This is a genomic window from Micromonospora sp. R311 (assembly GCF_056780015.1).
In genome coordinates this window covers 14,949-39,733 of record NZ_JBSWCE010000029.1, presented here as the reverse complement: position 1 = coordinate 39,733, position 24,785 = coordinate 14,949, and the positions used below count along the sequence as shown (strand labels likewise).

Annotated in this window: 24 protein-coding genes; 6 read left to right on the top strand and 18 right to left on the bottom strand. The window is 73.2% G+C overall.

Annotation, left to right across the window (positions count from 1 at the left end; all coding sequences use genetic code 11):
* Positions 1–15: 15 nt before the first annotated feature.
* The 4 genes from AC1WTP_RS23695 to AC1WTP_RS23680 all read right to left on the bottom strand — a co-directional run bounded on the left by AC1WTP_RS23695 (position 16) and on the right by AC1WTP_RS23680 (position 5,016).
* Complete coding sequence (locus tag AC1WTP_RS23695) at positions 16–2,004, bottom strand: DUF5941 domain-containing protein (RefSeq protein WP_481651466.1); 1,989 nt, start codon at positions 2,002–2,004, stop codon at positions 16–18.
* Positions 2,001–2,747, bottom strand: coding sequence for an ABC transporter ATP-binding protein (locus tag AC1WTP_RS23690; protein ID WP_481651465.1), 747 nt, complete (start codon positions 2,745–2,747; stop codon positions 2,001–2,003). Before AC1WTP_RS23690 ends, AC1WTP_RS23695 begins: the two co-directional genes overlap by 4 nt.
* Positions 2,748–3,575: an ABC transporter permease gene (locus tag AC1WTP_RS23685; RefSeq protein ID WP_481651464.1), complete on the bottom strand. Its 828-nt coding sequence runs from the start codon at positions 3,573–3,575 to the stop codon at positions 2,748–2,750.
* Positions 3,576–3,645: 70 nt separating this feature from the next.
* On the bottom strand, positions 3,646–5,016 hold the full coding sequence (locus AC1WTP_RS23680; protein WP_481651463.1) for an L-serine ammonia-lyase: 1,371 nt from the start codon (positions 5,014–5,016) through the stop codon (positions 3,646–3,648).
* Positions 5,017–5,338: 322 nt separating this feature from the next.
* Between AC1WTP_RS23680 and AC1WTP_RS23675 the strand changes: the two genes are divergently transcribed.
* Complete coding sequence (locus AC1WTP_RS23675; RefSeq protein ID WP_481651462.1) at positions 5,339–5,548, top strand: PspC domain-containing protein; 210 nt, start codon at positions 5,339–5,341, stop codon at positions 5,546–5,548.
* A 660-nt stretch (positions 5,549–6,208) separates the two neighbouring features.
* Here AC1WTP_RS23675 and AC1WTP_RS23670 read toward each other — a convergent pair.
* The 7 genes from AC1WTP_RS23670 to pdxH form a co-directional block, all read right to left on the bottom strand.
* Positions 6,209–6,973 carry a DUF4230 domain-containing protein gene (locus AC1WTP_RS23670; protein ID WP_481651461.1) on the bottom strand — a complete coding sequence of 255 codons (765 nt, stop codon included), beginning with the start codon at positions 6,971–6,973 and terminating at the stop codon, positions 6,209–6,211.
* A 178-nt stretch (positions 6,974–7,151) separates the two neighbouring features.
* Positions 7,152–8,321, bottom strand: coding sequence for an acyl-CoA dehydrogenase family protein (locus AC1WTP_RS23665; protein WP_481651460.1), 1,170 nt, complete (start codon positions 8,319–8,321; stop codon positions 7,152–7,154).
* Positions 8,322–8,365: 44 nt separating this feature from the next.
* The gene (locus AC1WTP_RS23660) at positions 8,366–8,671 is read right to left on the bottom strand and encodes a type II toxin-antitoxin system VapB family antitoxin (protein ID WP_076470742.1); all 306 of its coding nucleotides are present in this window, start codon (positions 8,669–8,671) and stop codon (positions 8,366–8,368) included.
* Positions 8,672–8,860: 189 nt separating this feature from the next.
* A complete protein-coding gene (locus AC1WTP_RS23655) occupies positions 8,861–9,463 on the bottom strand; it encodes a nitroreductase family protein (protein WP_481651459.1) in 603 nt (200 codons plus the stop codon).
* A gap of 11 nt (positions 9,464–9,474) precedes the next feature.
* Positions 9,475–10,404, bottom strand: a complete 930-nt coding sequence (locus AC1WTP_RS23650; protein ID WP_481651458.1) for an aldose 1-epimerase family protein — start codon at positions 10,402–10,404, stop codon at positions 9,475–9,477.
* An 18-nt stretch (positions 10,405–10,422) separates the two neighbouring features.
* Positions 10,423–11,691, bottom strand: a complete 1,269-nt coding sequence (locus AC1WTP_RS23645; protein WP_481651531.1) for an MFS transporter — start codon at positions 11,689–11,691, stop codon at positions 10,423–10,425.
* Positions 11,692–11,720: 29 nt separating this feature from the next.
* On the bottom strand, positions 11,721–12,350 hold the full coding sequence (gene pdxH, locus AC1WTP_RS23640) for a pyridoxamine 5'-phosphate oxidase (protein ID WP_481651530.1): 630 nt from the start codon (positions 12,348–12,350) through the stop codon (positions 11,721–11,723).
* A gap of 284 nt (positions 12,351–12,634) precedes the next feature.
* Between pdxH and AC1WTP_RS23635 the strand changes: the two genes are divergently transcribed.
* The 3 genes from AC1WTP_RS23635 to sepH all read left to right on the top strand — a co-directional run bounded on the left by AC1WTP_RS23635 (position 12,635) and on the right by sepH (position 16,459).
* A complete protein-coding gene (locus AC1WTP_RS23635; RefSeq protein WP_447136498.1) occupies positions 12,635–13,741 on the top strand; it encodes a citrate synthase 2 in 1,107 nt (368 codons plus the stop codon).
* 325 nt (positions 13,742–14,066) lie between these two features.
* On the top strand, positions 14,067–15,194 hold the full coding sequence (gene serC, locus AC1WTP_RS23630) for a phosphoserine transaminase (RefSeq protein ID WP_481651457.1): 1,128 nt from the start codon (positions 14,067–14,069) through the stop codon (positions 15,192–15,194).
* A gap of 185 nt (positions 15,195–15,379) precedes the next feature.
* Positions 15,380–16,459 carry a septation protein SepH gene (gene sepH, locus AC1WTP_RS23625; protein ID WP_481651456.1) on the top strand — a complete coding sequence of 360 codons (1,080 nt, stop codon included), beginning with the start codon at positions 15,380–15,382 and terminating at the stop codon, positions 16,457–16,459.
* Between the two features lie 139 nt (positions 16,460–16,598).
* Here sepH and AC1WTP_RS23620 read toward each other — a convergent pair whose 3' ends face one another.
* Complete coding sequence (locus AC1WTP_RS23620; protein ID WP_481651455.1) at positions 16,599–17,642, bottom strand: sodium:calcium antiporter; 1,044 nt, start codon at positions 17,640–17,642, stop codon at positions 16,599–16,601.
* 249 nt (positions 17,643–17,891) lie between these two features.
* Here AC1WTP_RS23620 and AC1WTP_RS23615 point away from each other — a divergent pair, with 249 nt between their 5' ends.
* Positions 17,892–18,878, top strand: coding sequence for an aldo/keto reductase (locus AC1WTP_RS23615; protein WP_481651454.1), 987 nt, complete (start codon positions 17,892–17,894; stop codon positions 18,876–18,878).
* Between the two features lie 7 nt (positions 18,879–18,885).
* On the opposite strand, the gene thpR is transcribed toward AC1WTP_RS23615, so the two are convergent.
* From thpR to AC1WTP_RS23590, 5 genes are all read right to left on the bottom strand, one after another.
* The gene (gene thpR, locus AC1WTP_RS23610) at positions 18,886–19,464 is read right to left on the bottom strand and encodes an RNA 2',3'-cyclic phosphodiesterase (protein WP_481651453.1); all 579 of its coding nucleotides are present in this window, start codon (positions 19,462–19,464) and stop codon (positions 18,886–18,888) included.
* 7 nt (positions 19,465–19,471) lie between these two features.
* Positions 19,472–19,981 carry a hypothetical protein gene (locus AC1WTP_RS23605; protein WP_481651452.1) on the bottom strand — a complete coding sequence of 170 codons (510 nt, stop codon included), beginning with the start codon at positions 19,979–19,981 and terminating at the stop codon, positions 19,472–19,474.
* Positions 19,982–20,102: 121 nt separating this feature from the next.
* Complete coding sequence (locus AC1WTP_RS23600) at positions 20,103–21,386, bottom strand: MFS transporter (protein WP_481651451.1); 1,284 nt, start codon at positions 21,384–21,386, stop codon at positions 20,103–20,105.
* Positions 21,387–21,460: 74 nt separating this feature from the next.
* Positions 21,461–21,910 (bottom strand): MarR family winged helix-turn-helix transcriptional regulator, encoded by a 450-nt coding sequence (locus AC1WTP_RS23595; protein WP_447136505.1) that lies wholly within the window; start codon positions 21,908–21,910, stop codon positions 21,461–21,463.
* Between the two features lie 117 nt (positions 21,911–22,027).
* Positions 22,028–23,506 carry an NCS2 family permease gene (locus AC1WTP_RS23590; RefSeq protein WP_481651529.1) on the bottom strand — a complete coding sequence of 493 codons (1,479 nt, stop codon included), beginning with the start codon at positions 23,504–23,506 and terminating at the stop codon, positions 22,028–22,030.
* Positions 23,507–23,594: 88 nt separating this feature from the next.
* Between AC1WTP_RS23590 and AC1WTP_RS23585 the strand changes: the two genes are divergently transcribed.
* A complete protein-coding gene (locus tag AC1WTP_RS23585; protein ID WP_447136507.1) occupies positions 23,595–23,846 on the top strand; it encodes a DUF2530 domain-containing protein in 252 nt (83 codons plus the stop codon).
* Between the two features lie 18 nt (positions 23,847–23,864).
* On the opposite strand, the gene AC1WTP_RS23580 is transcribed toward AC1WTP_RS23585, so the two are convergent.
* Positions 23,865–24,704, bottom strand: a complete 840-nt coding sequence (locus tag AC1WTP_RS23580; RefSeq protein WP_481651450.1) for a DUF3027 domain-containing protein — start codon at positions 24,702–24,704, stop codon at positions 23,865–23,867.
* Positions 24,705–24,785 lie beyond the last annotated feature (81 nt).

Sequence of the window (24,785 nt, the reverse complement as noted above, 5' to 3'; positions counted from 1 at the left end):
CGGCCGGCCCCTCCGTCAGCCCGGCGAGCGACCTCCCGCCACCTCCGGACCCACCGAGGCCCGCGCGACACGGGCGGGCAGGACGACCCAGGCGAGGACCACGCTCCCCACAAAAACCACGAGAAGGTACGTACCGAGTGTAGCCATCCCGATACCCGCAATTCCGACGATCGCCGCCAGGGCCAGCACCGCCGAACGCCCCTCCCAGCCCAGCGTGGCGGGGTGCAGCGGCGGCGCGGCCTGCCGCTTCTCCAGCCGCGCGGTCAGGTCGTAGTGGTGCAGGGTGAGCACGAAGACGTAGCCGAAGACCAGCCACGCCGGCGCCGCACCGATCACCCCGACGGCGATGGCGAAGAGGAACTCGGCGGCCCGCAGCGCGGCCGGCACCAGCCAGTCCAGTGGCCCGTTGTGCGCCGCGCCGGCACCCAGGCCGCCGACCAGCAGCACCAGCAGCCCGACCGGCACCGCCCAGCGCAGCCCGTCCGCCCCGCCGTCGTCGCCGGCGGCGGCCAGCGCCGCGGCCAGCAGCGCCGCCGCGCCGAGCGCCGCGATCACCGCCAGGGTCAGCGGCCCGATCCGGCGGACGACCGGCAGCCGGCCGGCGAGCGGGCCGTCGTCGCGGTGCAGGGTGGCGTCGACCGTGTCCAGCACCGGCACCCACATCCAACGGGCGCGCAGCGTGCGCAGCGCCCCGGTGTACGCGAACGCGAGCACCCCCCAGGTCAGCACGGCGAGCAGGCTGACCAGCGGGCCGAACAGCGCCACGGTCAGCGCGATCAGCGCCCACCGCTCGCCGATCGGGAACACCACGGTCCGCTTCAGCCAGTACGACACCGACCCGGTGTCGGCCTGCACCCGGGTGGAGGCGGCGTTGAGCTTTCCGCCGATCCCGCCGGTGGCGCCCGTCGCGGGGCGGGGGCGGCGGGCCGCCTCGTCGTGCAGCACGCCGTACCAGGTGTCGGTCATGTGCCGCACGGTCTGCAGGGTCATCGCGGCGATCGCCAGCGCCCAGCCGTACCGGAACCCGGCCTGGGTCGCGCCGTAGCCGAGGCCGGCGTAGACCAGGTATTCCTTCGCCCGGTCGGCCATCGTGTCCAGCCAGCCGCCCCAGGCGCTGAAGTGCCGGGTGTAGCGGGCCAACTGGCCGTCCACGCAGTCCAGCACGAAGCCGAGGTAGAGCAGCACCGCCCCGGCGACCAGCGCCGGCCGGCCCCCGACGCCGAAGAGCACCGCGGCGGCCACCGCGAAGGCCACCGAGATCATCGTGACGGCGGTCGGGCCGAGCCCGATCCGGGCCGCCGCCTTCGTGACGTACGGCGACCAGGTGCTGACGAAGAAGGTGGTGAAGAAGTCGTCCCGCTCCTTGACCGAGAGCTTCAGCTCGGCCCGGTCCTCGTCGACGGCGGCCACGGCCGCCTCCGCGGCGGCCAGCCCGGCGGCGTCGGCGACCCGGTGCGCGACGAGCAGGCGTACCCGGTGGGCGAAGGTCAGCGTGCCCAGCCCGGCGAGGCCGGCGAAGAGCCGGTCCACGGCTGGCCCGGCGACGGCCGGCGCGGTGCCGGCGGCGACCGCGCGGGCGGCGGCGGCGAGCACCGGCAGGTCGTCGACGCCGACCCGCAGCGCGCCGCCGAAGATCCCGGTGGCCGCGCCGTCCAGTTCCGCCGGCGGCCCGGCGTCGACCACCTGGCCGCGCTCCTCACGCACCGCGACCCGCCCGTCCCCGGGCGGGTCGGTGAGCACCAGCGCCACGGTCGGCCCGACCGGGCTGGTGGCCAGGTGGCGCAGCACGGCGGTGTGCGCGACCAGGTCCGCGCCGGTGACGATCACCGGCCCGGCGGCCGCGTCGGCCAGCGCGGCCAGGTCGTCGAGGTCGGCCGCGAACCGCACCTCGGCCGCCCCGGCCCGGCGCAACTGGCCGGCCAGCCGGTCGGCGAGGGACCCGCCCGTCGTGGTGGGGAGGCTCGCGGCCGGCGCACCGGCGGCGAGCACGATCGCGAGGGTCACCGCGGAACCGCGCTGTGGTAGGCGTCCAGCGCCTCGGCGATCGTCCCGTCGACGCTCAACCGGCCGCCGTCGAGGAAGAGCCCCCGACGGCAGAACCGGGTCAGGTCCTTTTCGTTGTGTGACACCAGCACCAGAGTGCGCCCCTCCCCGAGCAGACGGTCGATCGTCGCATAGCACTTCTTCCGGAACTCCGCGTCCCCGACCGCGGTCACCTCGTCCATCAACAGGATCGGGTGCGGCAGGTGGGAGATGATCGCGAAGCCGAGCCGGACCTTCATTCCGGACGAGTAGTGCCGCACCGAGGTGTCGATGGCCCGTTCCACCTGTTCCCCGGCGAACGAGACGATGTCGTCGAAGTGCCGCTTCAGGTAGCTCGACGACAGCCCGTGCAGCCCGCCCACCAGGTAGAGGTTCTCCCGTCCGGTCAGGTCGTTGGAGAACCCGGCGGAGAGCTCCAGCAGCGGCGCGACGTCGCCGCGGACCTGGATCCGGCCCTCGTCCGGGATCAGCACCCCGGCGATCAGCCGCAGCAGGGTGCTCTTGCCGGTGCCGTTGCGGCCGATCACGCCGACGGTCTCCCCGGCCCCGATCGCGAACGACACGTCCCGCAACGGCCAGAACCGGCCGTCCGCGGCGCCCCGCTTCCCGCGGTGGATGAAGAGCTCCCGCAACCGCAGCTGCCGCCGGCGGTTGCGGACGAACCGGATGCCGAGGCCCTCCGCCTCGATGATCGGGTCGGCCATTCAGAGTTCCTTGAGCACGGCGGGTTCCAGCCGGCGGAACGACCACCAGCCGGCGACCAGCACCAGCAGGCTGCCGCCGACCGTGGTGGCGAGCAGTCGGGCGTCCGGGAACTCGGCCGGGTACCAGATCGCGTGGTGCAGCTGGAAGATGCCGACCAGCGGGTTCAGCTCGTAACCGATCTTGAGCCAGCCCGGCAGGTCGGAGTCGCGGACCAGGCTCAGCGGATAGATGATCGGCGTGGCGTAGAAGAGCACCCGGATGATCAGCCGCATGAACCGCTCGACGTCCCGCATCAGCACGTTGCACGCCGACAGCAGCAGCGCCAGCCCGACCAGCAGCACGGCCTGGACGGCCACCGCCAGCGGCAGGGCCAGCAGCGACCACCCGGGGGCGATCCGGTCGTACGCGGCGTAGCCGACCGCGATGGCGGCCAGGATCGGCAGGCCGGCGGCGTACTCGGCGAACCGGCCGGCGACCCGGCCGATCGGGAAGACCTGGCGCGGCACGTTCATCGTGGTGATCAGCCGGGACTGGCCGGTCAGCGCGTTGGTCGCCTCGCTCAGCGCGGAACTGGTCCACATCCAGGCGAAGATCCCGGTGATCAGGAAGAGCGGGTACGAGTCGGCCGCCTCGCCCAGGTGCCGGGTGGTGTCCCGGGAGTAGAGCACACCGAAGACGAACCAGTAGATCGCGCCCATGCCGAGGGGTTCGATCAGCGACCAGAGGTAGCCGAGCACGGACTGCTGGTACTTCACCGCGAGGTCGCGCTTGACGAGGATGCGCAGCGAATTGCGGTGCGACCACAACGCCGGAACGCCAGAGGTCACCGTCGCCTCCCGCCTCACGAACGGACGACAGGTTAGCAGTCGGTGAACGAACGCTCCGAGTCGGACGGACTCAGCACTCGATCACGTTGACGGCCAGGCCGCCGCGTGCCGTCTCCTTGTACTTCACCTTCATGTCCGCGCCGGTCTCCCGCATGGTCTTGATGACCTTGTCGAGCGAGACCGCGTGCACCCCGTCGCCACGCAACGCCAGCCGGGCGGCCGTGATCGCCTTGATGCTAGCCACCGCGTTCCGCTCGATGCACGGGATCTGCACCAGGCCACCGACCGGGTCACAGGTCAGCCCCAGGTTGTGCTCCATGCCGATCTCAGCGGCGTTCTCCACCTGCTCCGGGGTGCCGCCGAGCGCCTCGGCCAGCCCGGCGGCGGCCATCGAGCAGGCCGACCCGACCTCACCCTGGCAGCCGACCTCGGCACCCGAGATGGAAGCGTTCTCCTTGAACAGCACCCCGATCGCGCCGGCGGCGAGCAGGAAGCGCACCACCCCCTCGTCGGAGGCGCCCGGCACGAAGCGGGTGTAGTAGTGCAGCACCGCGGGGATGATGCCGGCCGCGCCGTTGGTCGGGGCGGTGACCACCCGGCCGCCGGCCGCGTTCTCCTCGTTGACCGCGAGCGCGAACAGGGTCACCCAGTCCATCGCCCGCAGCGGGTCGGTGGTGCCGGCGTCCGCCTCCAGGCTGCGGCGCAGCTCGGCGGCGCGGCGGCGGACCTTCAGCCCACCCGGGAGCACCCCGTCGCGGTCGCAACCCCGCTCCACGCACTCCCGCATCACCCGCCAGATCTCCAGCAGGCCGCCGCGCACCTCGGCCTCGCTGCGCCAGGAGAGCTCGTTGGCCAGCATCACCTCGCTGATCGACAGGCCGGACCGCCCGGTGACGTCGAGCAGCTGCGCGCCGGTGAGGAACGGGTACCGCACCTGGGTGGTGTCCGGAACGATCCGGTCCGCCCCGGCCGCCGCCTCGTCCACCACGAACCCGCCGCCGACCGAGTAGTACGTCCGGGAGCGCAGCTCCGCGCCGGCGCGGTCGTACGCGACGAAGGTCATCCCGTTCGGGTGGTACAGCAGCGACCGGCGGCGGTGCAGCACCAGGTCCCGGTCCGGGTCGAAGTCGATCTCGTGCGCGTCGAGCAGGCTGATCCGGTGCTCCGCCCGGATCCGGGCGACCCGCGGCTCGACGGAGTCGGTGTCGACCGTCTCCGGAGCCTCGCCGGCCAGCCCGAGCAGCACCGCCCGGTCGCTGCCGTGGCCGTGCCCGGTGGCGCCCAGCGAGCCGAACAGCTCCGCCTGGACCCGCGCCGTGTCGGCGAGCAGCCCGTCGGCCTTGAGCCCGGTGACGAAGGTACGGGCGGCCCGCATCGGGCCCACCGTGTGCGAGCTGGACGGCCCGATGCCCACGCTGAAGAGGTCGAAGACACTGATCATGGCTGCTCTTCCTCGCCGTCGTCCCGTCGTGCAGGTTCGCCCGGCCCGGTCGTGGCCGCCCCCGGTCGGGCGGCCGTCGGGGCATCCGGGGGTGTGGGTGCCCGACCGACCAGCCTACCCGCCCAGGTCAGCCGCTGTGCGGCGAGCCACCGGCGGGGCACCTCGCGGCATGCGGCGGTGACGCGTCGCGCCGGGCCGGACCGGGTAACCACCTACGGGTAGCCGGGTCGCCGATCCTTCCGCAGGCCGAGGGCGCGGTGGCCACCCCTTCCTACCGTTGATTCCAGACGCGGCGGATCCGCCGCAGAGTGGGAGTACGACGATGAGTCGCAAACTGGTCCGACCCCGCCAGGGGCGCATGCTCGCCGGTGTCTGCGCCGGCCTGGCCCAGCGGTTCGGCAGGTCCGCCAACTTCGTCCGGCTGCTGTTCCTGCTGTCGCTGCTGCTGCCCGGCACCCAGGTGATCGTCTACCTGGTGCTCTGGATCCTGATGCCGAACGAGGACCGCTACCTGGCCACCACCCGCCACTGACCCATTCCCGCCCCATCCCCACCCCGCCCCAGCGCCGGTGTCGAGGCGCCGGGCTCAAGGCGCCGGGCTCGAGGCGCCGGGCTCGAGCCGCAGGCTCGAGGCGCCGGGTTGGAGGCGACAACATCCCTGAAGTAGTGCCCTCCCGCTCGCAGGAGGGGACTATTTCCCTGAAGTTGCGCGGATCATGAGAGCGGACCGGGTGGCGAGAGGGCGGGGTCAGGCGGGACCGCGAGCCGAGGACCCGGGTCAAGGCCGCCGGTCATGTCCGCGGGGTCGGGGGCCCCGGGGCGAGGTGCCACGGTCGAGGCACGGTGTCGAGGCGACAACATCCCTGAAGTAGTGCCCTTCCACGCGCGGGAGGGCACTACTTCCCTGAAGTTGCGCGGATCATGAGAGCGACCGGGCGGCGAGTGGGGTGGGCCGTGCTCCGGCGCGCCAGGTCCGGCGCGGGGGCGGGCGGGCTCCCCGCACACAGGCCTCCGACCGGCAGGCTCCCCGCACACAGGCTTCCGACCGGCAGGCTCCCCGCACACAGGCTCCCGACCGGCAGGCTCCCCGCGCGCAAGCTCCCGACCGGCAGGCTCCCGACCGGCAGGCTTCCCCACGGGCGGAAGCGCCCACCCCGGGGCAGGGGCGGGCGCTTCCGGTCGGGTGGGGGTGTCAGGGGGCGGTGTAGGTGACGGTCACCTTCTCGTAGCCGAGGGAGCGGAGCAGCCCCTCCAGCATCTTGCGGGTGTTCTCCTCGGCCCGCTGGGTCAGCCCGCTGTCCCGGGCGGCGGCGGTGATCCGTTCCTCGGCGAGCTGGTAGACCTGCTGCTGGCGGTTGGGGTCGCCAGCGACCAGGTCATTGAGCCGGTTGAGCAGGCCGCGCTGCTCGGCGAAGACGTAGCTCTTCTCCAGGTCGAGGTTGGTCTTGCCGAGCTGCGGGGCGGGCAGCTTGATCTCCACCGACCTGCCGTCGGCCGACTCGACCATCGCGCCCTCGGAGATCTTCGTGAAGTCGACGTACGCCTCGACGCTGCCCGCCCCGACGAAGAGCGTCCGCTCGTTGAGCAGGAAGTCCGGCACGTTGCGCCGGTCGTTCTGCAGGTCGACCACGACCTGGAAGTTGCCCTCGGCGGCGACGTAGCGGCTCAGGTCCTGGATCGACTTGAGCAGCGTCGGCTGGCTGCGGTCGGTCTGCTCCTTGGCGAACGGGTTGCGGAAGTCCGGCAGGATGCCGGTGGCCTGCACGCCGAGCAGCACCACCACGGCGAGCGCCGCCGCGCCGAGCACCCAGAGCAGGCCGCGGGCCGGCCCGCCGGCGGACGGCGGCACGCCGTCGGCCGGCTCGGGCGGGGCGGCCGACCGGTCGCGCAGGTCGTCGCCGGTGGGATAGCCAGGGAACTCCCTGGTGGGCTCGTTGATGCCACCGTCGCGGGCCATCGCCCTCACCGTCCTCGTCAGACACGTCGTCTTCAGATGACGGTACGTCCCCGGTACGACACGCGCGCGCCGAGCGACCGGAACGCCCGTCTGCCCAGCTCAGCGGGGGTGAACGGGACAGCCCGGTCGGGTCGGGCAGCCGCAGGCCGGCGGCCGAGTCGCCGGAGCCGCGCCGCCGTCAGGCGAAGGCCGAGAGCCCGGTGAGCTGCTGCCCGATCACCAACTGGTGGATCTCGGAGGTGCCCTCGTAGGTGAGCACGCTCTCCAGGTTGTTGGCGTGCCGCATCACCGGGTAGTCGCCGGAGACGCCGTTCGCGCCGAGGATGGTGCGGCACTGCCGGGCGATCGCCAGCGCCTCCCGCACGTTGTTCAGCTTGCCGACGCTGACCTGTGCCGGGCGCAGCCGGCCGGCGTCGGCGAGCCGGCCCAGGTGCAGCGCCAGCAGGTAGCCCTTCTGCAACTCGACCGTCATGTCGGCGAGCTTGGCCTGGGTGAGCTGGAAGCCGGCCAGCGCCCGGCCGAACTGGGTGCGGGTGCCGGCGTACGCCAGGGCGGTCTCCAGGCAGTCGCGGGCCGCGCCGAGCGCGCCCCAGACGATGCCGAAGCGGGCCTCGGTGAGGCAGCTCAGCGGGGCCTTGAGGCCGATCGCCTCGGGCAGCCGAGCGTCGGCCGGCAGCCGGACGTCGTCGAGGGAGATCTCCCCGGTGACGGAGGCGCGCAGCGACATCTTGCGGGTGATCTCCCGCGCCGTCACCCCGGGCGTGTCCATCGGTACGGCGAAGCCGTTCACCCCGTCGTCGGTGCGGGCCCAGATCACCGCCACGTCGGCGATCGGCGCGTTGGTGATCCACATCTTGCCGCCGCTGAGCACCCAGTCGTCGCCGTCGCGCCGGGCCCGGGTGGTCATCGACGCCGGGTCGGAGCCGTGGTCCGGCTCGGTGAGCCCGAAGCAGCCGATCGCCTCGCCGGTGGCCATCGACGGCAGCCAGCGCTGCTTCTGCTCCTCGCTGCCATAGCGCCAGATCGCGTACATGGCGAGCGAGCCCTGCACCGAGACCAGTGAGCGCAGGCCCGAGTCGCCGGCCTCCAGTTCCAGGCAGGCCAGCCCGTACGCCACGGCGGAGGCGCCGGCACAGCCGTAGCCGTCCAGGTGCATGCCGAGCAGGCCGAGCTTGCCGAACTCGCGGGCCAGCTCGCGGGCGGGCACCCGGCCCTCCTCGTACCAGCCGGCGACGTGCGGGCGGACCCGGTCGTCGACCAGCTGGCGCACCACCGCCCGGATCTGCCGCTCCTCCTCGCTGAGCGACGAGTCCAGGTCGAGCAGGTCGAGGGGGGCGGTAGGACTCATGGCAGCCACCTTAACGAAGGCTCAGGCGCGGACGCGAGGGCTGGTCACTCCACCGGCTCGGAGAGCACGAGCACCCGGGCGTGGATCTGGTTGCGCTGCTGCAGCGCGGCGCGCAGCGCGCGGTGCAGCCCGTCCTCCAGGTAGAGGCCGCCGTTCCACTGCACGACGTGCGGGAAGAGGTCACCGTAGAAGGTGGAGTCCTCGGCGAGCAGCTTGTCCAGCGCGAGCTCACGCTTGGTGGTGATCAGCTGGTCCAGGCGCAGCGGCCGCGGCGGGATCTCCGCCCACTGCTTGAGCGTCAGGTTGTGCTCGGGGTAGGGACGCCCGTCCCGAACCGCTCTGAAGATCACGACGGCACGCTCCCCTCCCCGTGGCCGGGCCGACCCGCGGCGCCGAGCCGGGTCGCGGCGTGGTGCCGCGACTCGCGGCACCGATGACCGTGCCAGCCTAGCCGCCCGCGCCACACCGCGTTCTGCTCCCTGATGTCAGTTTCGCTACCGCTGGTCCGTTCCTCAACCGGATGAATGCCCACCGACCGGTCAGCTCCACCGCCCGCGTCGGACCACCTCGTCGACCGGACGCCGACCCCGGCGCAGCGATGGTGACCGATGGTCGAGCGCCCGGTAACCGATGGTGATCGCGCCGACCGGTTGGTACTCCCCCGGCACCCCGAACGCCTCCCGGTAGGCGTCCAGCCGCTGGGGCGGGATGCCGAAGAAGCACGCCCCCAGCCCCTCGTCCACCGCGGTCAGCAGCATCAGCAGCGCGGCGAAGCCGGCGTCGACGTACCAGTAGGGCACCGGCCAGCGCTCCGGCGAGCGGTCCGTCCAGCCCTTGTCCGGCTCGGCGTACCGGTCCAGGTAGGCCGAGCGGTTCGCGTGCGGGACGACGATCAGCGGCGCCCGGCGCATCCCGGCCAGCCAGCGCTCCCGGCCACCGCCCGCGGGGGTGGTCGCCGCCCAGAACCGCTCCCGGTCCGCCGGGGTCTCCAGCAGCAGGAAGCCCCAGCCCTGGGCGAACCCGGCGGACGGCGCGCGGACCGCGTGGTCGAGCAGGCGCTGGACCACGTCGGGCGGGACGGGGCGGTCCGGGTCGTAGTTGCGCACCATCCGGCGCCGCCGGACCACCTCGGCGAACTCCACGCCGCCCCCGTTCAGGCCCCCGGCCGGACGCCCCAGGCGCCCCGCCAGGCCCCGCCCGGCGGCAGGGTGATCACGTCGCGGCCGGAGCGGAACGCGTCCGGCGGGCAGGTCATCGGCTCGATCGCCACCGAGCGGCGGTGCCGCTCCCCGGTGAGCGAGTCGCCGGTGAAGACCTGCCACCAGCCGAACTCCCGGTCGGCCCAGATCCGCACCCCGGACGAGCCGTCCGGGGCGGCCAGGCTCACCGCGGAGCCGCCGTCGTCGTCCCGGATCACGTCGCCGAAGGTGAGGTCGAGCCGGGCGTCGCCGATCCGGCGCCGGCTGGTCCAGTCGTACTCGGTGCCGGCGACCGGGGTGGCCCCGATCGGCAGCAGCCGCGAGTCCAGCAGCAGCCGGCTGCGGGCCGGCAGCCGCATCGCCAGGTCGTCCACCGCCACCCCGGGCAGTCGCAGGTACGGGTGCACGGCGAAGCCGAACGGCGCGGCCTCGCCGCCGGTGTTGGTCACCTCGTGCTCGGCCCGCAGCCCGTCCGGCCCGACGCTCCACCGGCTGCGCAGCCGCAGCGGCCACGGGTAGCCGGGCTGCGCCGGCAGGTCGTAGCCGAGGGTCACCGCGTCGGCGGACTGCTCCAGCAGCTGCCAGGGCACCCAGTTGACCAGCCCGTGGATGGCCACCCCCCGGTCCGGCTCGCTCAGCGTCAGCTGCAACGACCGCCCGCCGAAGGCGTACCGGCCGTCCCGGATCCGGTTCGGCCAGGGCGCCAGCACCTGGCCGGCGCAGCCCGGGCAGAGCTCGTCCTCGGCGTACCCGTCGAGGTAGTCGACGCCGTCGTGCCGGTAGGTCCGCACCCCGCCGCCCACCTCCACGACGACCGCCTCGTGCCCGGCGGCGGCAATGGTCCACTGCGCGCCCGAGGGCGGGCGCTGGTCGGGGCTGTCCATGCCGGGGACCCTAACCGTTCAGTCGCGGTCGGCGCTCGACGCGGTCGCCGCCCGGTAGCGCAGCAGCGCCGGGAAGGCCACCGCGAGCAGCACCGCCAGCGCGGCGGAGACCAGGCCGCCGCTGACCCAGGCGACGCCGCCGCCGAACCCGGCGGCCACCGCACCGGCCCGCAGGTCGCCCAGGCGCGGCCCGCCGGCGATGACCACCGTGTTGACACCCTGGAGCCGGCCGCGCATCCGGTCCGGCGCGTAGACCAGCAGCATCGACTGCCGCAGCACCGCGCTGACCAGGTCGGCCGCGCCGGCCACCGCGAGCAGCACCACCATCAGCCAGAGCTGGCCGGCCAGCCCGGCCGCCGCCACGGCCAGCCCCCAGCCGACCACCGCGACCACCAGCGCCAGCCCCTGCCGGTGCAGCCGGCCGATCCAGCCGGAGGTGAGGCCGCCGAGCATCGCCCCGATCGCGATCGCGCTGTAGAGCCAGCCCACCGCCGCACCGCCGCCGAACCGCTCCTCGGCGATCTCCGGAAAGAGCGCCCGGGGCATGGCCAGCACCATCGCGATCAGGTCGATGGCGAAGGAGAGCAGCAGCACCGGGGTGGTGGCCAGGTAGCGGAAGCCGTCCACGATGCTGGCCAACCCGGCCCTGCGCGGGGTGCCGTCGCCGTCCGGATCCGGCTCCGGCGGCATCGCCGGCAGCCGCACGGTGGCCCAGACCGCGACGGTGAAGAGCAGGGCGTCGAGCGCGTACGCGATCGGCAGGCCGAGGCCGGTGTCCCACTTCGCGAAGATCAGGCCGGCGGCCAGCGGCCCGAAGACCGAGGCCGCGGTGTAGGTGGTGAAGTTCAGCGTGCTCGCCGCCGGCACCAGGTCCAACGGCACCAGCCGGGGCAGGATCGCGTTGCGGGTGGGCGAGCTGATCGCGAAGGCGATCGACTGCACCGCCACCAGGGCGAGCAGCAGCACCGGGCTGCCGACCCGCAGCAGCGCCTGCACCAGCAGCCCGAGTGTGGAGGCCCAGAGCAGCGCCGAGGTGACCAGCAGCACGCTGCGCCGGTCCCGCACGTCGGCCACCGCGCCGCCCCAGAGCCCGAAGACCAGCAGCGGTACGAACGCCGCGATCCCGATCAACCCGACCCAGAGCGAGTCGCGGGTCAGCGCGTACATCTCCACCGGCACGGCGACCGCGGTGAACTGCATGCCGAACATGCCGATGCCGTTGCCGAGCCACATCCGCCGGTACGCCGGCACGGCCAACGGGCGCAGGTCGATGGCCCAGCGGCGCATCCCGCGCGGCCGGGAGTCCTTGAGCTGGGTCACGGGGCCAGCCGCTCGACGGTCCAGGCGCCGGTGTCGGTGAGCCGGAACCGCAGCCGGTCGTGCAGCCGGCTGGCCCGCCCCTGCCAGAACTCCACCGACTCCGGCCGCACCCGCAGCCCGCCCCAGTGCGGCGGAGCGGGGATCGGGTCCACGTCGGCGAAACGCTCCGCCGCCGCCCGGTAGCCGGCGTCCAGCGCGGCGCGGTCCGGGATCACCCGGGACTGCTCGCTGGCCCAGGCGCCCAGTTGCGAGCCGCGCGGCCGGCTGGCGAAGTACGCCTCGGTCTCCGCCCGGTCGACCCGCTCCACCCGGCCGGCCACCACCACCTGGCGCTGCATGGCGAACCAGGGGAAGACCAGGCTGGCGTACGGGTTGCCGGTCAGCTCGACGCCCTTGCGGGAGCCGTAGTTGGTGAAGAAGACGAAGCCCGCCGGGTCGTACCCCTTGAGCAGCACCGTCCGGGCGCTCGGCCGGCCGGCGGCGTCCGCCGTGCCGACCACCATCGCGTTCGGCTCGGGCAGCCCGGTGGCCACCGCGGCGGCGAACCAGCGGTCGAACTGGCCGTGCCAGTCGCCGGCCAGATCGGCCTCGGAAAGGCCCAGGTCGGCGTCGTACTCGTTACGCATCGCGGCCGGGGGCACTGTGTCGCCCGTCACGTTCTCTCCCCTCCCCGTGAGGCCTTCCGGCACCACCCGGCGCAGGCCAGCCCGTGGGACCCAGTCTTCCTCGTCCGTCCGGGCCGTGCCCGGCGGGGGATGTCGCGCGCGGCACAGGCGCCGTGGGTCGCGGATCCGGTTACCCAGCAGGCAAGATGTCACGAACACATCCCTGAGGGGTCGCCTGAGGCGCTCGGCCGGCTGGGCCGGATGAGAGCCCGAGCGGGCGCACCGAGCAGATCCAGGAGAGCGACATGGCCGATTTCAAACCCGGGCTGGAGGGCGTCGTAGCCTTCGAGACCGAGATCGCCGAACCCGACCGTGAGGGTGGCGCCCTGCGCTATCGCGGGGTGGACATCGAGGATCTCATCGGCCAGGTCTCCTTCGGCAACGTGTGGGCGCTGCTGGTGGACGGGCGGTTCGGCCCCGGCCTGCCGCCGGCCGAGCCGTTCCCGGTGCCGGTGCACTCCGGCGACATCCGGGTCGACGTGCAGTCCGCGGTGGCGATGCTGGCCCCGTACTGGGGGCTCAACCAGCTGCTCGACATCTCCGACGAGCAGGCCCGCGAGGACCTCGCCCGGGTCTCGGTCACCGCGCTCTCCTTCGTCGCCCAGTCCGCCCGCGGCCTGGGCCTGCCGGCCGTGCCGCAGAAGGAGATCGACAAGGCCTCCACCATCGTCGAACGCTTCATGAAGCGCTGGCGGGGTGAGCCCGACCCGCGGCACGTCAAGGCCGTCGACGCATACTTCATCTCGGCCGCCGAGCACGGCCTGAACGCCTCCACCTTCACCGCGCGGATCGTCGCCTCCACCGGCGCGGACGCCGCGGCCTGCATCTCCTCCGGCATCGGCGCGCTCTCCGGCCCGCTGCACGGCGGCGCCCCGTCCCGGGTGCTCAGCATGCTGGAGGCGGTCGAGCGCAGCGGCGACGCCGAGGGCTACGTCAAGGGCGTGCTCGACCGCGGCGAGCGGCTGATGGGCTTCGGCCACCGGGTCTACCGGGCCGAGGACCCGCGCGCCCGGGTGCTCCGCCGCACCGCCAAGGAGCTGGGCGCGCCGCGCTTCGAGGTGGCCGAGGCGCTGGAGAAGGCCGCGCTGGCCGAGCTCCAGGCCCGCCGCCCCGACCGGGTGCTCGCCACCAACGTCGAGTTCTGGTCGGCCGTGGTGCTCGACTTCGCCGAGGTGCCGGCGCACATGTTCACCTCGATGTTCACCTGCGCCCGGATGGGCGGCTGGAGCGCGCACATCCTGGAGCAGAAGAAGCTCCAGCGGCTGGTCCGCCCGTCGGCCCGCTACGTCGGCCCGGGCACCCGCAAGCCGCAGGAGGTCGAGGGCTGGGACGCCATCCCGCACGGCGTCTGAACCGCGTACCGCCAGGGGCCCCGTCCGCCACGGACGGGGCCCCTCGCGCGTCTTCCGCCGACCGCGCCGCCGGGGTCACTTCGGGTGCAGGTGTCGTCGCCGCAGCAGCGCCAGTCGCACCCGGATCCCGGCGGCATGTGGTGCAGACCTCAGCTGCCCGGACGGGACCAACCGGCGGGCCGGCCGCCCGGGATGGGAGGATGAAGGCTCGGCAGTGCCGCCGGACCAGGCTCGGATCCCGGCCGCCGTGCGCCCACGCGCCCGCCGCCGGTCCGCGCCCGCCAGCTCACCGGGCCCCGGCCCATGCGGAAGGATCTTGAAGACCGTGGCTGACGCACCGACCATCCGGATTCCCGACGAGATCAAGCCCGCCGACGGGCGGTTCGGCTGCGGGCCGTCCAAGGTCCGTCCGGCGGCCGTGTCCGCTCTCGCCGACGTGGCGACCAGCTACCTGGGCACCTCGCACCGGCAGAAGACCGTCCGCGACCAGGTGGCCCGGCTGCGCCGCGGCATCGCCGACTTCTTCGCCCTCCCCGAGGGCTACGAGGTGGTGCTCGGCAACGGCGGCACCACGGCGTTCTGGGAGGTCGCGACGTTCGGCCTGATCCGGGACCGGGCCCAGTTCGCCAGCTTCGGCGAGTTCGGCGCCAAGTTCGCCAAGTCAGTCGCCGACGCGCCGTTCCTCGGCGAGCCGACCGTGCGCAAGTCGGCCGCGGGCAGCGCGCCCACCCTGGTCGCGGAGGCCGGGGTGGACGTCTACGCCACCCCGCACAACGAGACCTCGACCGGCGTCGCGGTGCCGATCAGCCGGGTGCCCGGGGCCGACCCCGGCTCGCTGCTGCTGGTCGACGCCACCTCCGGCGCGGGCGGGCTGGAGGTCAACGTCGGCGAGACCGACGTCTACTACTTCGCCCCGCAGAAGTGCTTCGGTTCGGACGGCGGCCTCTGGCTGGCGCTGATGTCGCCGGCCGCGCTGGAGCGGGCCGCCGAGATCAAGGCGTCCGGCCGCTACATCCCGGCCTTCCTGGACCTGGTCACCGCGATCGACAACTCGCGGCTGGAGCAGACGTACAACACCCCGGCGCTGGCCACCATCTTCCTGGCCGCCGAGCAGACCGACTGGATGAACTCCCAGGGCGGGCTGGCCTGGGCGGCCAAGCGGACCGCGGAGAGCGCGGCCATCGTCTACGGCTGGGCCGAGCGCTCCACGGTGGCCACGCCGTACGTCACCGACCCGGCGCTGCGGTCCAACGTGGTCGCCACCATCGACTTCGCCGACGGGGTGGACGCCACCGCGATCGCCAAGGCGCTGCGCGCCAACGGCATCGTGGACACCGAGCCCTACCGCAAGCTCGGCCGCAACCAGCTGCGGGTGGCGCTCTTCCCGGCCGTCGAGCCGGCCGACGTCGAGGCGCTCACCGCGTCCATCGACTACGTGGTCGAGCGCCTCTAGGCATCGACACGGTGGGTGACCGCCGGGGTGACGGCGGCCACCCACCGTGATCATCGCCGCAGCTCAGTCGCGACATGCGGGCGTGGCGTCTCCCACCTCTCGGCGGATACGCGTACCGTGGGGCGAGACGCCCGGGTGGCCGACCCGTGGCGTGCGGCCAGCGAAGCGGGACGGAGGCAACGCTAATGCGCCCAGTACGCTTCGTCGCCCTCTCCGAGGACGGCCAGGCCCTGGTGCTCGCCGACGAGGTCGGGCGACTGCTCGCCCTGCCCATCGACGAGCGCGTCGCCGGCGTGCTGCACGCCGAGCCCGGCGCGCCGCCGCTCGCGGTGGCCCCGGCGGCGGCCGCCGACCCGGCGCCCTCACTGTCCCCCCGCGACATCCAGGCCCGGATCCGCTCCGGCGAGTCCGCCGAGGACGTCGCCCGGATCGCCGGCGTGCCGGTCGACCGGGTGCTGCGCTACGCCGGCCCGGTGCTGCAGGAGCGCGCGATGCTCGCCCAGCACGCCCGGCGCACCCGGCTCAAGGGCGCGGAGAAGCCCACTCCGCTGGCCGAGGTGGTCAACGGTCGGCTGGCCCAGCACGGCATCGACACCGAGAAGATCTCCTGGGACGCCTGGCGGCGCGACGACGGCACCTGGCGGATCGTCGCCACCTGGCCGTCCGGCAAGGCCACCGCGCAGGCCGTCTGGGATCTCGACAAGACCCGGCAGGCGGTCACCCCGCACGACGACATGGCGCAATACCTCTGCGCCGAGCGTCCCACGCCGATCCTCGGCCAGGAGCCGGCGCCGGAGCGGGGCGGGCACGCGCTGCCCGGCCCGTCGCGCGGTGAGCCGAGCCGGGGCGGGCACGGCCTGCCGACGCCCGCCGAGCACGGCCGCCCCGGCCGGGACCCGATCCGGGCCGGGCGCGACGCCCTGCTCGCCTCGCTCGACCGGCCGCTCGGCGCGTCCTCCGGCCGCGGGCTCGACCCGCGCTCCCCGGCCGCGCACGCCGGGCCGGACGCGCCGCGGCAGCGGGCCATCGGCGGGGGCGCCGCGGCGCTGCTCGGCGGTGGCCAGGGGTCGGCCTTCGACGACGACTCGGACGCGCCCAAGGAGGTGCCGGCCGTGCCGTCGCTGGCGGTGCTCCGGCCCCGCCGCACCGGCGCCGCGGCGGCGGCCGGCGATTCCACCGAGGCCGGTGGCAAGCCGCGCAAGCGCCTGCCCAGCTGGGACGACGTGCTCTTCGGCAGCGGCCCGGCGGCCCGCGAGTCCTCCTGACCCGCGATCGGCTCCGGCGACCACCTTGGCGCCGGAGTCATCGCGAGGCACTCGCAGCGAGGTCATCACCGTCCAGATCCTCGCGTCCGGCAAGGCATCGGCCAACGCGCGTCAGCCGAGATCCCGACGGGATGCCCGGTTAGAAGGCGAGGATGAGGGTCATCGCGGCGTAGGTGGCCAGGAGCAGGACGCCTTCGAAGCCGAGTCGTCCCCAGCCGCAGGCCTGACGGACGAGGAGACCGCCGAGGAGGGTGGCGGTCATGAACAGGGCAGTGGTGGTGACGAAGAGTTCCTCGGTTCCGGCGGCGTGGTAGATCGATCCGCCGCGGTAGGCGATGTCGCCGACGATGAGGTTGAGGGCGTCGAGGCTGTTGCCGCCGAGGACGGCGGCGATCGCGAGGGTGGGGGCACCGCGCCGGACGGCGGCGACAGCGGTGACCGTCTCCGGCAGCGCGTTGACGGCGCCCATCAGAATCGCGCCGATGAAGCCGGCGCTGAGCCCGGTGATGGCGACGAGGCTCTCGGCCGCCAGGGCGATGGCCCACCCGCCGGCGGCGACGACCAGGCCCACGGTGGCGAACCGGGTCCACAACCAGGCAGTGCTGCGCTGGTCGAGGTTTCCGTGGGCGTGCGGAACATCGGGGAGTGTCTCCGTGGTGGCGACGGCCTGCCACAGCGGGCTCGCCCCCGCTTTGCGGATGAGATGCAAGCCCCCGAGGTAGCAACTGATCATGGCGAGGGAAGCGGGGTGCAGGCCGGCGAGAGTCGCGTCCGGGGCGAAGGTGCCGAGCAGGGCAAGGGCGAGCAGGGCCATGAGCAGGGTGCCGAAGAGCACGTTCGACAGCGACGCGGCGGCGTGTTCGAGGTTGACCCGACGGTGAAAGGCGTCGGCGACCGCGACGGCGGTGGTCTGGGCGGCGATGCCACCGACGGCGTTGCTGTAGCCGAGTTGCGGTTGGTCGGCGGCGGCGGTGACGGCGGTCATGACGATGCCGGACAGGGAGGTGGCCAGACCGAAGAAGACCGCGCCGAAGAACGCCTCACCCCAGCCGGTGCGGTCGGCGAGGGTGTCGCCGAGGTTGACCAGCCGGATGCTCCCGACCACGGTGAGGGCGCCCGCGACCAGGAACACGGCGACGCTCCATCCCAGCGGCCAGGGCAGAGCGGTCAGAACCTCCGGCACCGGCCGGGGGTTCCCACAACTGCTCACCTGAATCCGGCCGGTTCGCTGGCATTGCGGCGCCGAGGTGTCCGGTGTCGCCTCGACTGGTCCGAGGGGTTCGGGGCGAGGAGCCGTGGCACTGGTTGTGGACGGCCACATGTGCAGGCCGCGCTGGTGTTGGTGATGGTGTACGCGGTGTTCGCGGGCAACGAGACACCGTTGGTGCCGCTGCGGCGGCGCTCCGGGTCCCACCGTGGCAGGGTGGGGCGCATGGAGTACACGAACCTCGGCCGCACCGGCCTGTCCGTCAGCCGCCTCTGCCTCGGCACGATGAACTTCGGGCCGCAGACCAGCGAGCCGGACAGCTTCGCGATCATGGATCGGGCCCTCGACCACGGGATCAACTTCTTCGACACCGCCAACGTCTACGGCTGGCAGACCGGCGAGGGGATCACCGAGCAGATCATCGGGCGCTGGTTCGCCCAGGGCGGCGGCCGGCGGGAGAAGGTCGTGCTGGCCACGAAGGTCTACGGCAAGATGGGTGACTGGCCCAACGAGCGGGGCCTCTCCGCCCGGCACATCGTCCGGGCCTGCGAGGACTCGCTGCGCCGGCTGCGGACCGAGACCATCGACCTCTACCAGATGCACCACATCTCGCGGAGCACGCCGTGGGAGGAGATCTGGCAGGCGATGGAGACCCTGGTCGCGCAGGGCAAGGTGGTCTACGTCGGATCGTCCAACTTCGCCGGTTGGCACATCTCGGTCGCCCAGGCGGCGGCCGCCCGGCGCAACTTCCTCGGCCTCGTCTCCGAGCAGTGCATCTACAACCTGCTCACCCGGCACGTCGAGCTGGAGGTGATCCCGGCGGCCGAGCACCACGGCCTCGGCATCATCCCGTGGTCGCCGCTGCACGGCGGGCTGCTCGCCGGGCTGCTGCGCAAGATGGCCGAGGGCGGCGCGGCGCGGGGCACCAGCGGCCGCTCGGCCGAGGCGTTGGCCGCGCACCGGCCCACCATCGAGGCGTACGAGAAGCTCTGCGCCGACCTCGGCCACGACCCGGCCGACGTGGCGCTGGGCTGGCTGCTCTCCCGGCCCGGGGTGACCGCCCCGATCATCGGTCCACGCACCGTCGAGCAACTCGACCGCTCCCTCGGCGCGCTCGACGTCCGGCTCGACGAGGCGACTCTGGGCCGCCTCGACGAACTCTTTCCCCCGCTCGGCAACGGCGGCCCCGGCCCCGAGGCCTGGGCCTGGTGAACCGGGGTCAGAGCGGCCAGGCGGCCAGCCGGTCGTAGGTCGGCCGCGGGCCGGGGTGGCTGCGCATCAGCACCATCTCGGCCGCCGGCCAGGCCGGTCCCTGGTAGCCGTGCAGCGTCTCGACGTCGGCCGCGACGTCCTCCGGGGGCACCCGGTCGCCGGGGCGGGCGATGGTCAGGTGCGGGCGGAACGGCTTGTCGTCGTGCGGCAGGCGGGCGTTCCGCAGCCGGGAGCGGATCAGCCGGGCGAGCACCTGCAGCGCCTCGACCTCGCCCTGGACGTCCACCCAGAGCACGGTGAACCGGTTCCGCCCGAACCGGCCGCCGCCGCCCAGCCGGAGTCGCGGCGTCGCCGCGCGCCCGTCCCGGGACCATTCGGCGGCGAGCCCGAGCGAGCTCTCCACGTCGACCAGCCGGTCGGCCTCCACGTCGCCGAGGAAGGCGAGCGTGACGTGCGCCTGGGCCGGGTCGGCGAGCCGGACGTTGATTCCGGCGGCCGCCACCGCGCCGACCCGCAACCGGGCCACCTGCGCGGTCAGGTGGTCGACCGCCTCGGGTGGCGGGTAGACCGCGACGAAGAGCCTCAACCGCCGCTCACCGGTGGCGCTGGCGGTTGTCGGCCCGGGCGGCCGGCAGCGTCAGCCCGGCGGCGTGCAACAGGCCCTCCACCCGGACCCGCTCGATCTCCAGGTCGACGCCGGTCAGCTCGGTGAGGTGCTCCGGGATGCCCAGCGCCCGGCAGGCCCGGCGGAGCCGGTCGTCGTACGCCTGGAGCACCGCGCCGTGCCAGACCATCGAGCGGCCACCCACGCCGATCCGTTGGCTGCCGAGGCGGCGCAGGTCGGCGGCGAGTTGTTCCAGCGGACGGCGGTCGGTGCGGTCGAAGTCGCTGAGGTCGATGTCGCGGGTGAGCGCGTCGGCCTCGATGGCCCGGTCCAGCCGCGCGATGGTGCGCCGCTCGCGCCGCCGTTCGCGCCATTCGGCGACGCCGCAGACCACCCGGTCGATGATCTCGTCGGCGCAGAAGAGCAGGGCGATCGCCGCCGGCAGGCTGGCCACCGCGAGGAACGCCAGCGCCAGCAGCAGCACGCGTCCTAGCTCCACACATAGACGCTAGGCCGCATCGTGCCGGCTCGCCACCGGTTTGCCGGCATTCGCGCCCCATCCGGAGAACGGGACGGATCGGCCGGGCCCCGTGGGCACGCGCCCACGGGACCCGGTCCGTTCAGCAGTCGGCGGAGGTGACGTAGAAGCGGGGCATCGGCAGCACCCGGAACCGGAGCCGGGCGCCGGAGCGACGCAGCTGCCAGGTCAGCGCGAGCAACGCGGTGGCCAGCGAGATCAGCCCGCCGATCCAGATGCTGGCGCCGGCGCCGTAGGTCTCCGCGACCCAGCCGATCACCGGTGCGCCGACCGGGTTGGTGCCGAGGAACACCAGCACCCAGAGCGCCATCACCCGGCCGCGGAAGGCGGCGTCGGTGCCCAGCTGGATCCGCTGGTTGGCGGCCTGGGCGAAGAACACCATGAAGAACCCCGTCGGCAGCAGCAGCGCCACGACCAGCCAGTACGCGGGCGCGAGCCCGACCAGGGTGCCGAAGGTGGAGCAGGCGACGGCGGCGCCCAGCACGAGCCAGACCGACGGCCGGCTGCGCCGGCCGGTGCCGGCGAGCGCCCCGGCGAGCGCGCCGATCGCGAGCGCGCTGCTGAACAGGCCGAACGAGGCCGCCCCGGTGTTGAAGACGGTCTTGGCCAGCGCGGCGAGGGTGAGCTGGAAGTTGAACAGCGAGGTCGCGATGATCGAGATCATCACCATCGGCAGCAGCAGGTCGGGGCGGCGCCGGACGTAGCGCAGCCCGTCGATCACCTTTGCCGACGCCCGCTCGTCGCGGGGCAGGAGCGCCTCGCGGTGCAGCTCGGCGGGGCGCATCCGGACCACGTTGACCAGCGGGGCGATCGAGCTGAGCGCAGTGACCAGGAATACCGGCCCGACGTCGAAGGCGGCGATGGCCAGGCCGGCGACGGCCGGCCCGACGATCCGGGCCGAGTTGAAGGTCGCCGCGTTCAGCGAGAGGGCGTTCGGCAGCAGTGAGGTGCCGACCAGTTCGGAGACGAACGCCTGCCGGACCGGGGTCTCCACCGCGTTGGCCGTACCGAGCAGGGCGGCGAACGCGAAGACGTGCCAGAGCTCGACCAGGCCGGTGATGACGAGCAGGCTCATGGCGAGCGCCAGCACGGTCCAGAACGCGTTGGCGACGAAGAGCAGCATCCGCTTGTCGTAGCGGTCGGCGAGGCGCCCGGAGAGCAGGGTGAGCAGCAGCACGGGGGTGAACTGGAGTGCGGTCACCACGCCGAGCGCGGTGGCGGAGTTGTCGGAGAGCTCGAGGACGAGCCAGTCCTGGGCGATGAACATCATCCAGACGCCGATCAGTTTGATCAGCTGCCCGGACGCGAATAGCCGGTAGTTACGGACCTGTAGGGACTGGAACATCGTGCTCAGCTTCGCCTGCACTCTTGGTGCGCCTCCTCGCCGTGGTACGCGTCATCGACGTCGGACGGCGCGGGCGGCGGTGGCGCTGAGCGCGGTCAGCCGCGGGCGATCTGCTGGAGGATCTCCGCAGCCTGCTGCAGGGTGTCCCGTTCGGCCTCGGTGAGTTCGGCCAGCCGGTGGGCCAGCCACTCGTTACGGGCCCGCTCGAACTGGTCGAGCACCGCCCGTCCCCCCTCGGTCGCCGCCAGGATGACCTGCCGGCCGTCGGTCGGATGGGGGGTGCGCTGCACGAGACCGCGCTCCTCCAACTTGGCGACGATCTTGGTCATCGTGGGCGGTTGCACCCGCTCGATGTCGGCCAGTTCCCGCGGCGTCAGCGCGCCCGCCAGCTTGAGGCTGGTGAGCGCGGAGAGCTGGGTGACCGTCAGGTCGCCGACCGGCCGGGCCTGGCGGACCCGTCGGTTGAGCCGGGTGATCGCATCACGCAGCTGTGGTGCCAGCTGCGCCGGTGGCACGCGTTTCGCCGTCACCGTCCGCTCCGTCACAATAGTTAGCCTAACTAATAAGCCTGGCTAACGACACCTGATATGACCACGCTCACGAGAAGTTCGCCCTGCTCCGGGCCGGGTGTCCGATCTGGTCACCCGGCCCGGAGCGGACCCTCAGAGCAGCACGGACTCGATCGGCCCGCGCAGGAAGTACAGCACGAAGAGCGCGGCCACGGCGTACAGCAGCGGGTGGATCTCCCGCGCCTTGCCCTTGGCCAGCTTCACCACCACGTATGTGATCAGGCCGGCGCCGATGCCGTTGGAGATCGAGTACGTGAACGGCATCAGCACGATGGTGAGGAACGCCGGGATCGCGATCTCGTAGTCGGACCAGTCGATGGTCCGGACCGCGGTCATCATCAGGAAGCCGACCACCACCAGCGCGGTGGACGCCGCCTCGAACGGCACCACCACCACCAACGGCGCCAGGAACATGGCCAGCAGGAAGAGCCCGCCGGTGACCAGGTTGGCCACGCCGGTCCGGGCCCCCTCCGCCACACCGGCGGCGCTCTCGATGTACGAGGTGTTGCTGGAGGTGCTCGCCGCACCGCCGGCCGCCGCCGCGATCGAGTCGACCAGCAGGATCTCCTTGGCCCGCGGCGGGGTGCCCCGCTCGTCGAGCATGCCGCCCTCCTGGCCGACCGCGACCATCGTGCCCATGGTGTCGAAGAAGTCGGTGATCAGCAGGGTGAAGACGAACATCAGCACGACCACCCAGCCGGCCCGGCCCCACGAGTCGAGCACGTTGAAGTTGCCGAGCAGCGACAGGTCCGGCACGTCCACCACGGTCTTCGGCAGCTCCGGGACGTTCAGCGACCAGCCCTTCGGGTTCGGCTTGCCGTCGACGAAGGACGGGCCGATGTTTCCCACCGCCTCGACGATCACCGCGAGCACGGTGGAGGCCAGGATGCCGATCAGGATGGCGCCCTTGACCCGGCGCACCACCAGCACCAGGGTCAGCAGCAGACCCACCACGAAGACCAGCATCGGCCAGCTGACCAGCTTGCCGCCGATGCCCAGGCCGACCGGCACGGTGGTGTTCGCCTCGTCCGGGATCCGCCGGACGAAGCCGGCGTCGACCAGGCCGATGATGGTCAGGAAGAGGCCGATGCCGACGCCGATCGCGGTCTTCATCTGAGTCGGCACCGAGCGGAACACCGCGGTCCGCAGGCCGGTCAGCACCAGCACCGCGATGATCACGCCCTCGATCACCACCAGGCCCATCGCGTCCGCCCAGGTCATCTCCGGAGCGATCTCGTACGCGACCAGCGCGTTGACGCCGAGGCCGGCGGCGAGCGCCAGCGGGAACCGGCCGACCACCCCCATCAGGATGGTCATCAGGCCGGCGACCAGCGCGGTCGCCGCGGCCAGCGCGGGAATCGGGAGGGACTTGCCGTCGCCGTCGACGGCACCACCGAGGATGAGCGGGTTCAGGACCACGATGTACGCCATCGTGAAGAAGGTCGCCAGGCCACCGCGTACCTCGCGGCTCATCGTCGAGCCACGGGCGGAGATCTCGAAGAACCGGTCGAAACCGTTACGCGGATGAGCGGGGTCGGGTGGTGTGCCGTTCTCGGGCGGCTCTACTGCCATCAGGTCCTCGCAGGTGATCTTCCGTTTGTCGCGCGCATCGTCGCAGATCACCGGCGGGCAGGGAAAGCCGGTCGCGTACGCTGGCCGGGTGCCGAAGCAGCAGCCGCCGCGGCCGGAGCCGCTCGACCCGCCGATGGTGCCGTTCGCCCTCGCCGGGATGGCCGTCTGGGCGGTCGTCGGGCTGGTGCTGCTGATCTTCTTCCGCGACTGGCTCACCGAGCATGGGCGTCAGAACTGGCTCTGGATCTGCCTGGCCGGTTTTCTGTGGGGTATCCCCGGTCTCGCGGTGATGATGCGGCACGACGCGCACCGGCGCCGCCGCCGGGCCGCCGCCCGCTGAGCGGCGTCGCCGGACCCGTCAGGGGTGCCCGTACGGCTCCGCCGGCTCCGCCGCCTCGACCGAGCCGGGTGCCCGGCTGACCGCCACCGTCTCCACCGCGCTGTCGTCGTAGACCGTGGGCATCTCGTCGACCGGGGTCTCGGCGGCCTCGATCAGGGTCTCCGAGTGCGCGCCGCAGCCGTGGTCGGCGCTGACCACCCGGCCGTCGTCGGGGGCGTAGAAGTTGCCGCAGACGCCGAAGCACCGCCGCAGGGCGCCGGCGAGCGGCAGGTAGAAGCCGCAGGTCCCGCAGCGGGCCGCGGCCGGCGCGGCGGTGGAGATGGGCGCGGACGGGCCGTGGTCACCCTCGTACCAGCGCTGGGCGGCCTCGGTGCGCCCCTCGCGGGACAGCACCCGGGCGCGGCCGAGGCCGAGCTCCCACGCGGTCTCCTCGACCGCCGGGTCGTCGGAGAGGAGGTAGCCGGGCTGGAGCCGCTCGTCGTCGGGCGGGGTGGGGAGCAGGTCACCGGGGCCGAGGTCGCCCGGCTTGAGCCGCTCCTGCCAGGGCAGCCAGCCGGGGGCGAGCAGCGCGTCCGGGCCGGGCAGCAGCACCGTCTCGCAGACCGTCACGTGCCGGCTGCGGGGCACCCGGGTGACGGTGACCGCCCAGCGCCAGCCCCGGTAGCCGTCGAGCCGGCACTCGAAGTAGTGCGTGACGAGCCGGTCACCCTCGGCCACGGCCTGGAGGTGGTCGCCGACGTCGGCGGGCTCGACCTCGGTGATGGCGTCGCGCGCCAGCTCGACGGCGGCGGCGCAGACCTGGTCGAGACGGGCGGCACGGGCGGAGGCGGGCCTGGTCACCCCACCATTGTTCCCCATGGGCACGGCCGACTGTCAGGCACTCCCCGAGGACGTTCTCGGCAGTGGTGCGGCGTGTGCCGGTCGGATGGGCGAGGATGG

Bases quoted from the DNA above. Each gene is read 5' to 3' on its own strand.
- AC1WTP_RS23645 (WP_481651531.1), bottom strand. From the start codon at position 11,691: ATGCGCCGCTGGGCCATCGACCTGCGCCCGTTGGCCGTGCCGGCGTAC.
- AC1WTP_RS23580 (WP_481651450.1), bottom strand. From the start codon at position 24,704: ATGGGGAACAATGGTGGGGTGACCAGGCCCGCCTCCGCCCGTGCCGCC.
- AC1WTP_RS23680 (WP_481651463.1), bottom strand. From the start codon at position 5,016: ATGATCAGTGTCTTCGACCTCTTCAGCGTGGGCATCGGGCCGTCCAGC.
- pdxH (WP_481651530.1), bottom strand. From the start codon at position 12,350: ATGCGTAACGAGTACGACGCCGACCTGGGCCTTTCCGAGGCCGATCTG.
- AC1WTP_RS23670 (WP_481651461.1), bottom strand. From the start codon at position 6,973: ATGGCCCGCGACGGTGGCATCAACGAGCCCACCAGGGAGTTCCCTGGC.
- AC1WTP_RS23650 (WP_481651458.1), bottom strand. From the start codon at position 10,404: ATGGACAGCCCCGACCAGCGCCCGCCCTCGGGCGCGCAGTGGACCATT.
- AC1WTP_RS23665 (WP_481651460.1), bottom strand. From the start codon at position 8,321: ATGAGTCCTACCGCCCCCCTCGACCTGCTCGACCTGGACTCGTCGCTC.
- AC1WTP_RS23635 (WP_447136498.1), top strand. From the start codon at position 12,635: ATGGCCGATTTCAAACCCGGGCTGGAGGGCGTCGTAGCCTTCGAGACC.
- AC1WTP_RS23590 (WP_481651529.1), bottom strand. From the start codon at position 23,506: ATGGCAGTAGAGCCGCCCGAGAACGGCACACCACCCGACCCCGCTCAT.
- sepH (WP_481651456.1), top strand. From the start codon at position 15,380: ATGCGCCCAGTACGCTTCGTCGCCCTCTCCGAGGACGGCCAGGCCCTG.
- AC1WTP_RS23675 (WP_481651462.1), top strand. From the start codon at position 5,339: ATGAGTCGCAAACTGGTCCGACCCCGCCAGGGGCGCATGCTCGCCGGT.
- AC1WTP_RS23690 (WP_481651465.1), bottom strand. From the start codon at position 2,747: ATGGCCGACCCGATCATCGAGGCGGAGGGCCTCGGCATCCGGTTCGTC.
- AC1WTP_RS23615 (WP_481651454.1), top strand. From the start codon at position 17,892: ATGGAGTACACGAACCTCGGCCGCACCGGCCTGTCCGTCAGCCGCCTC.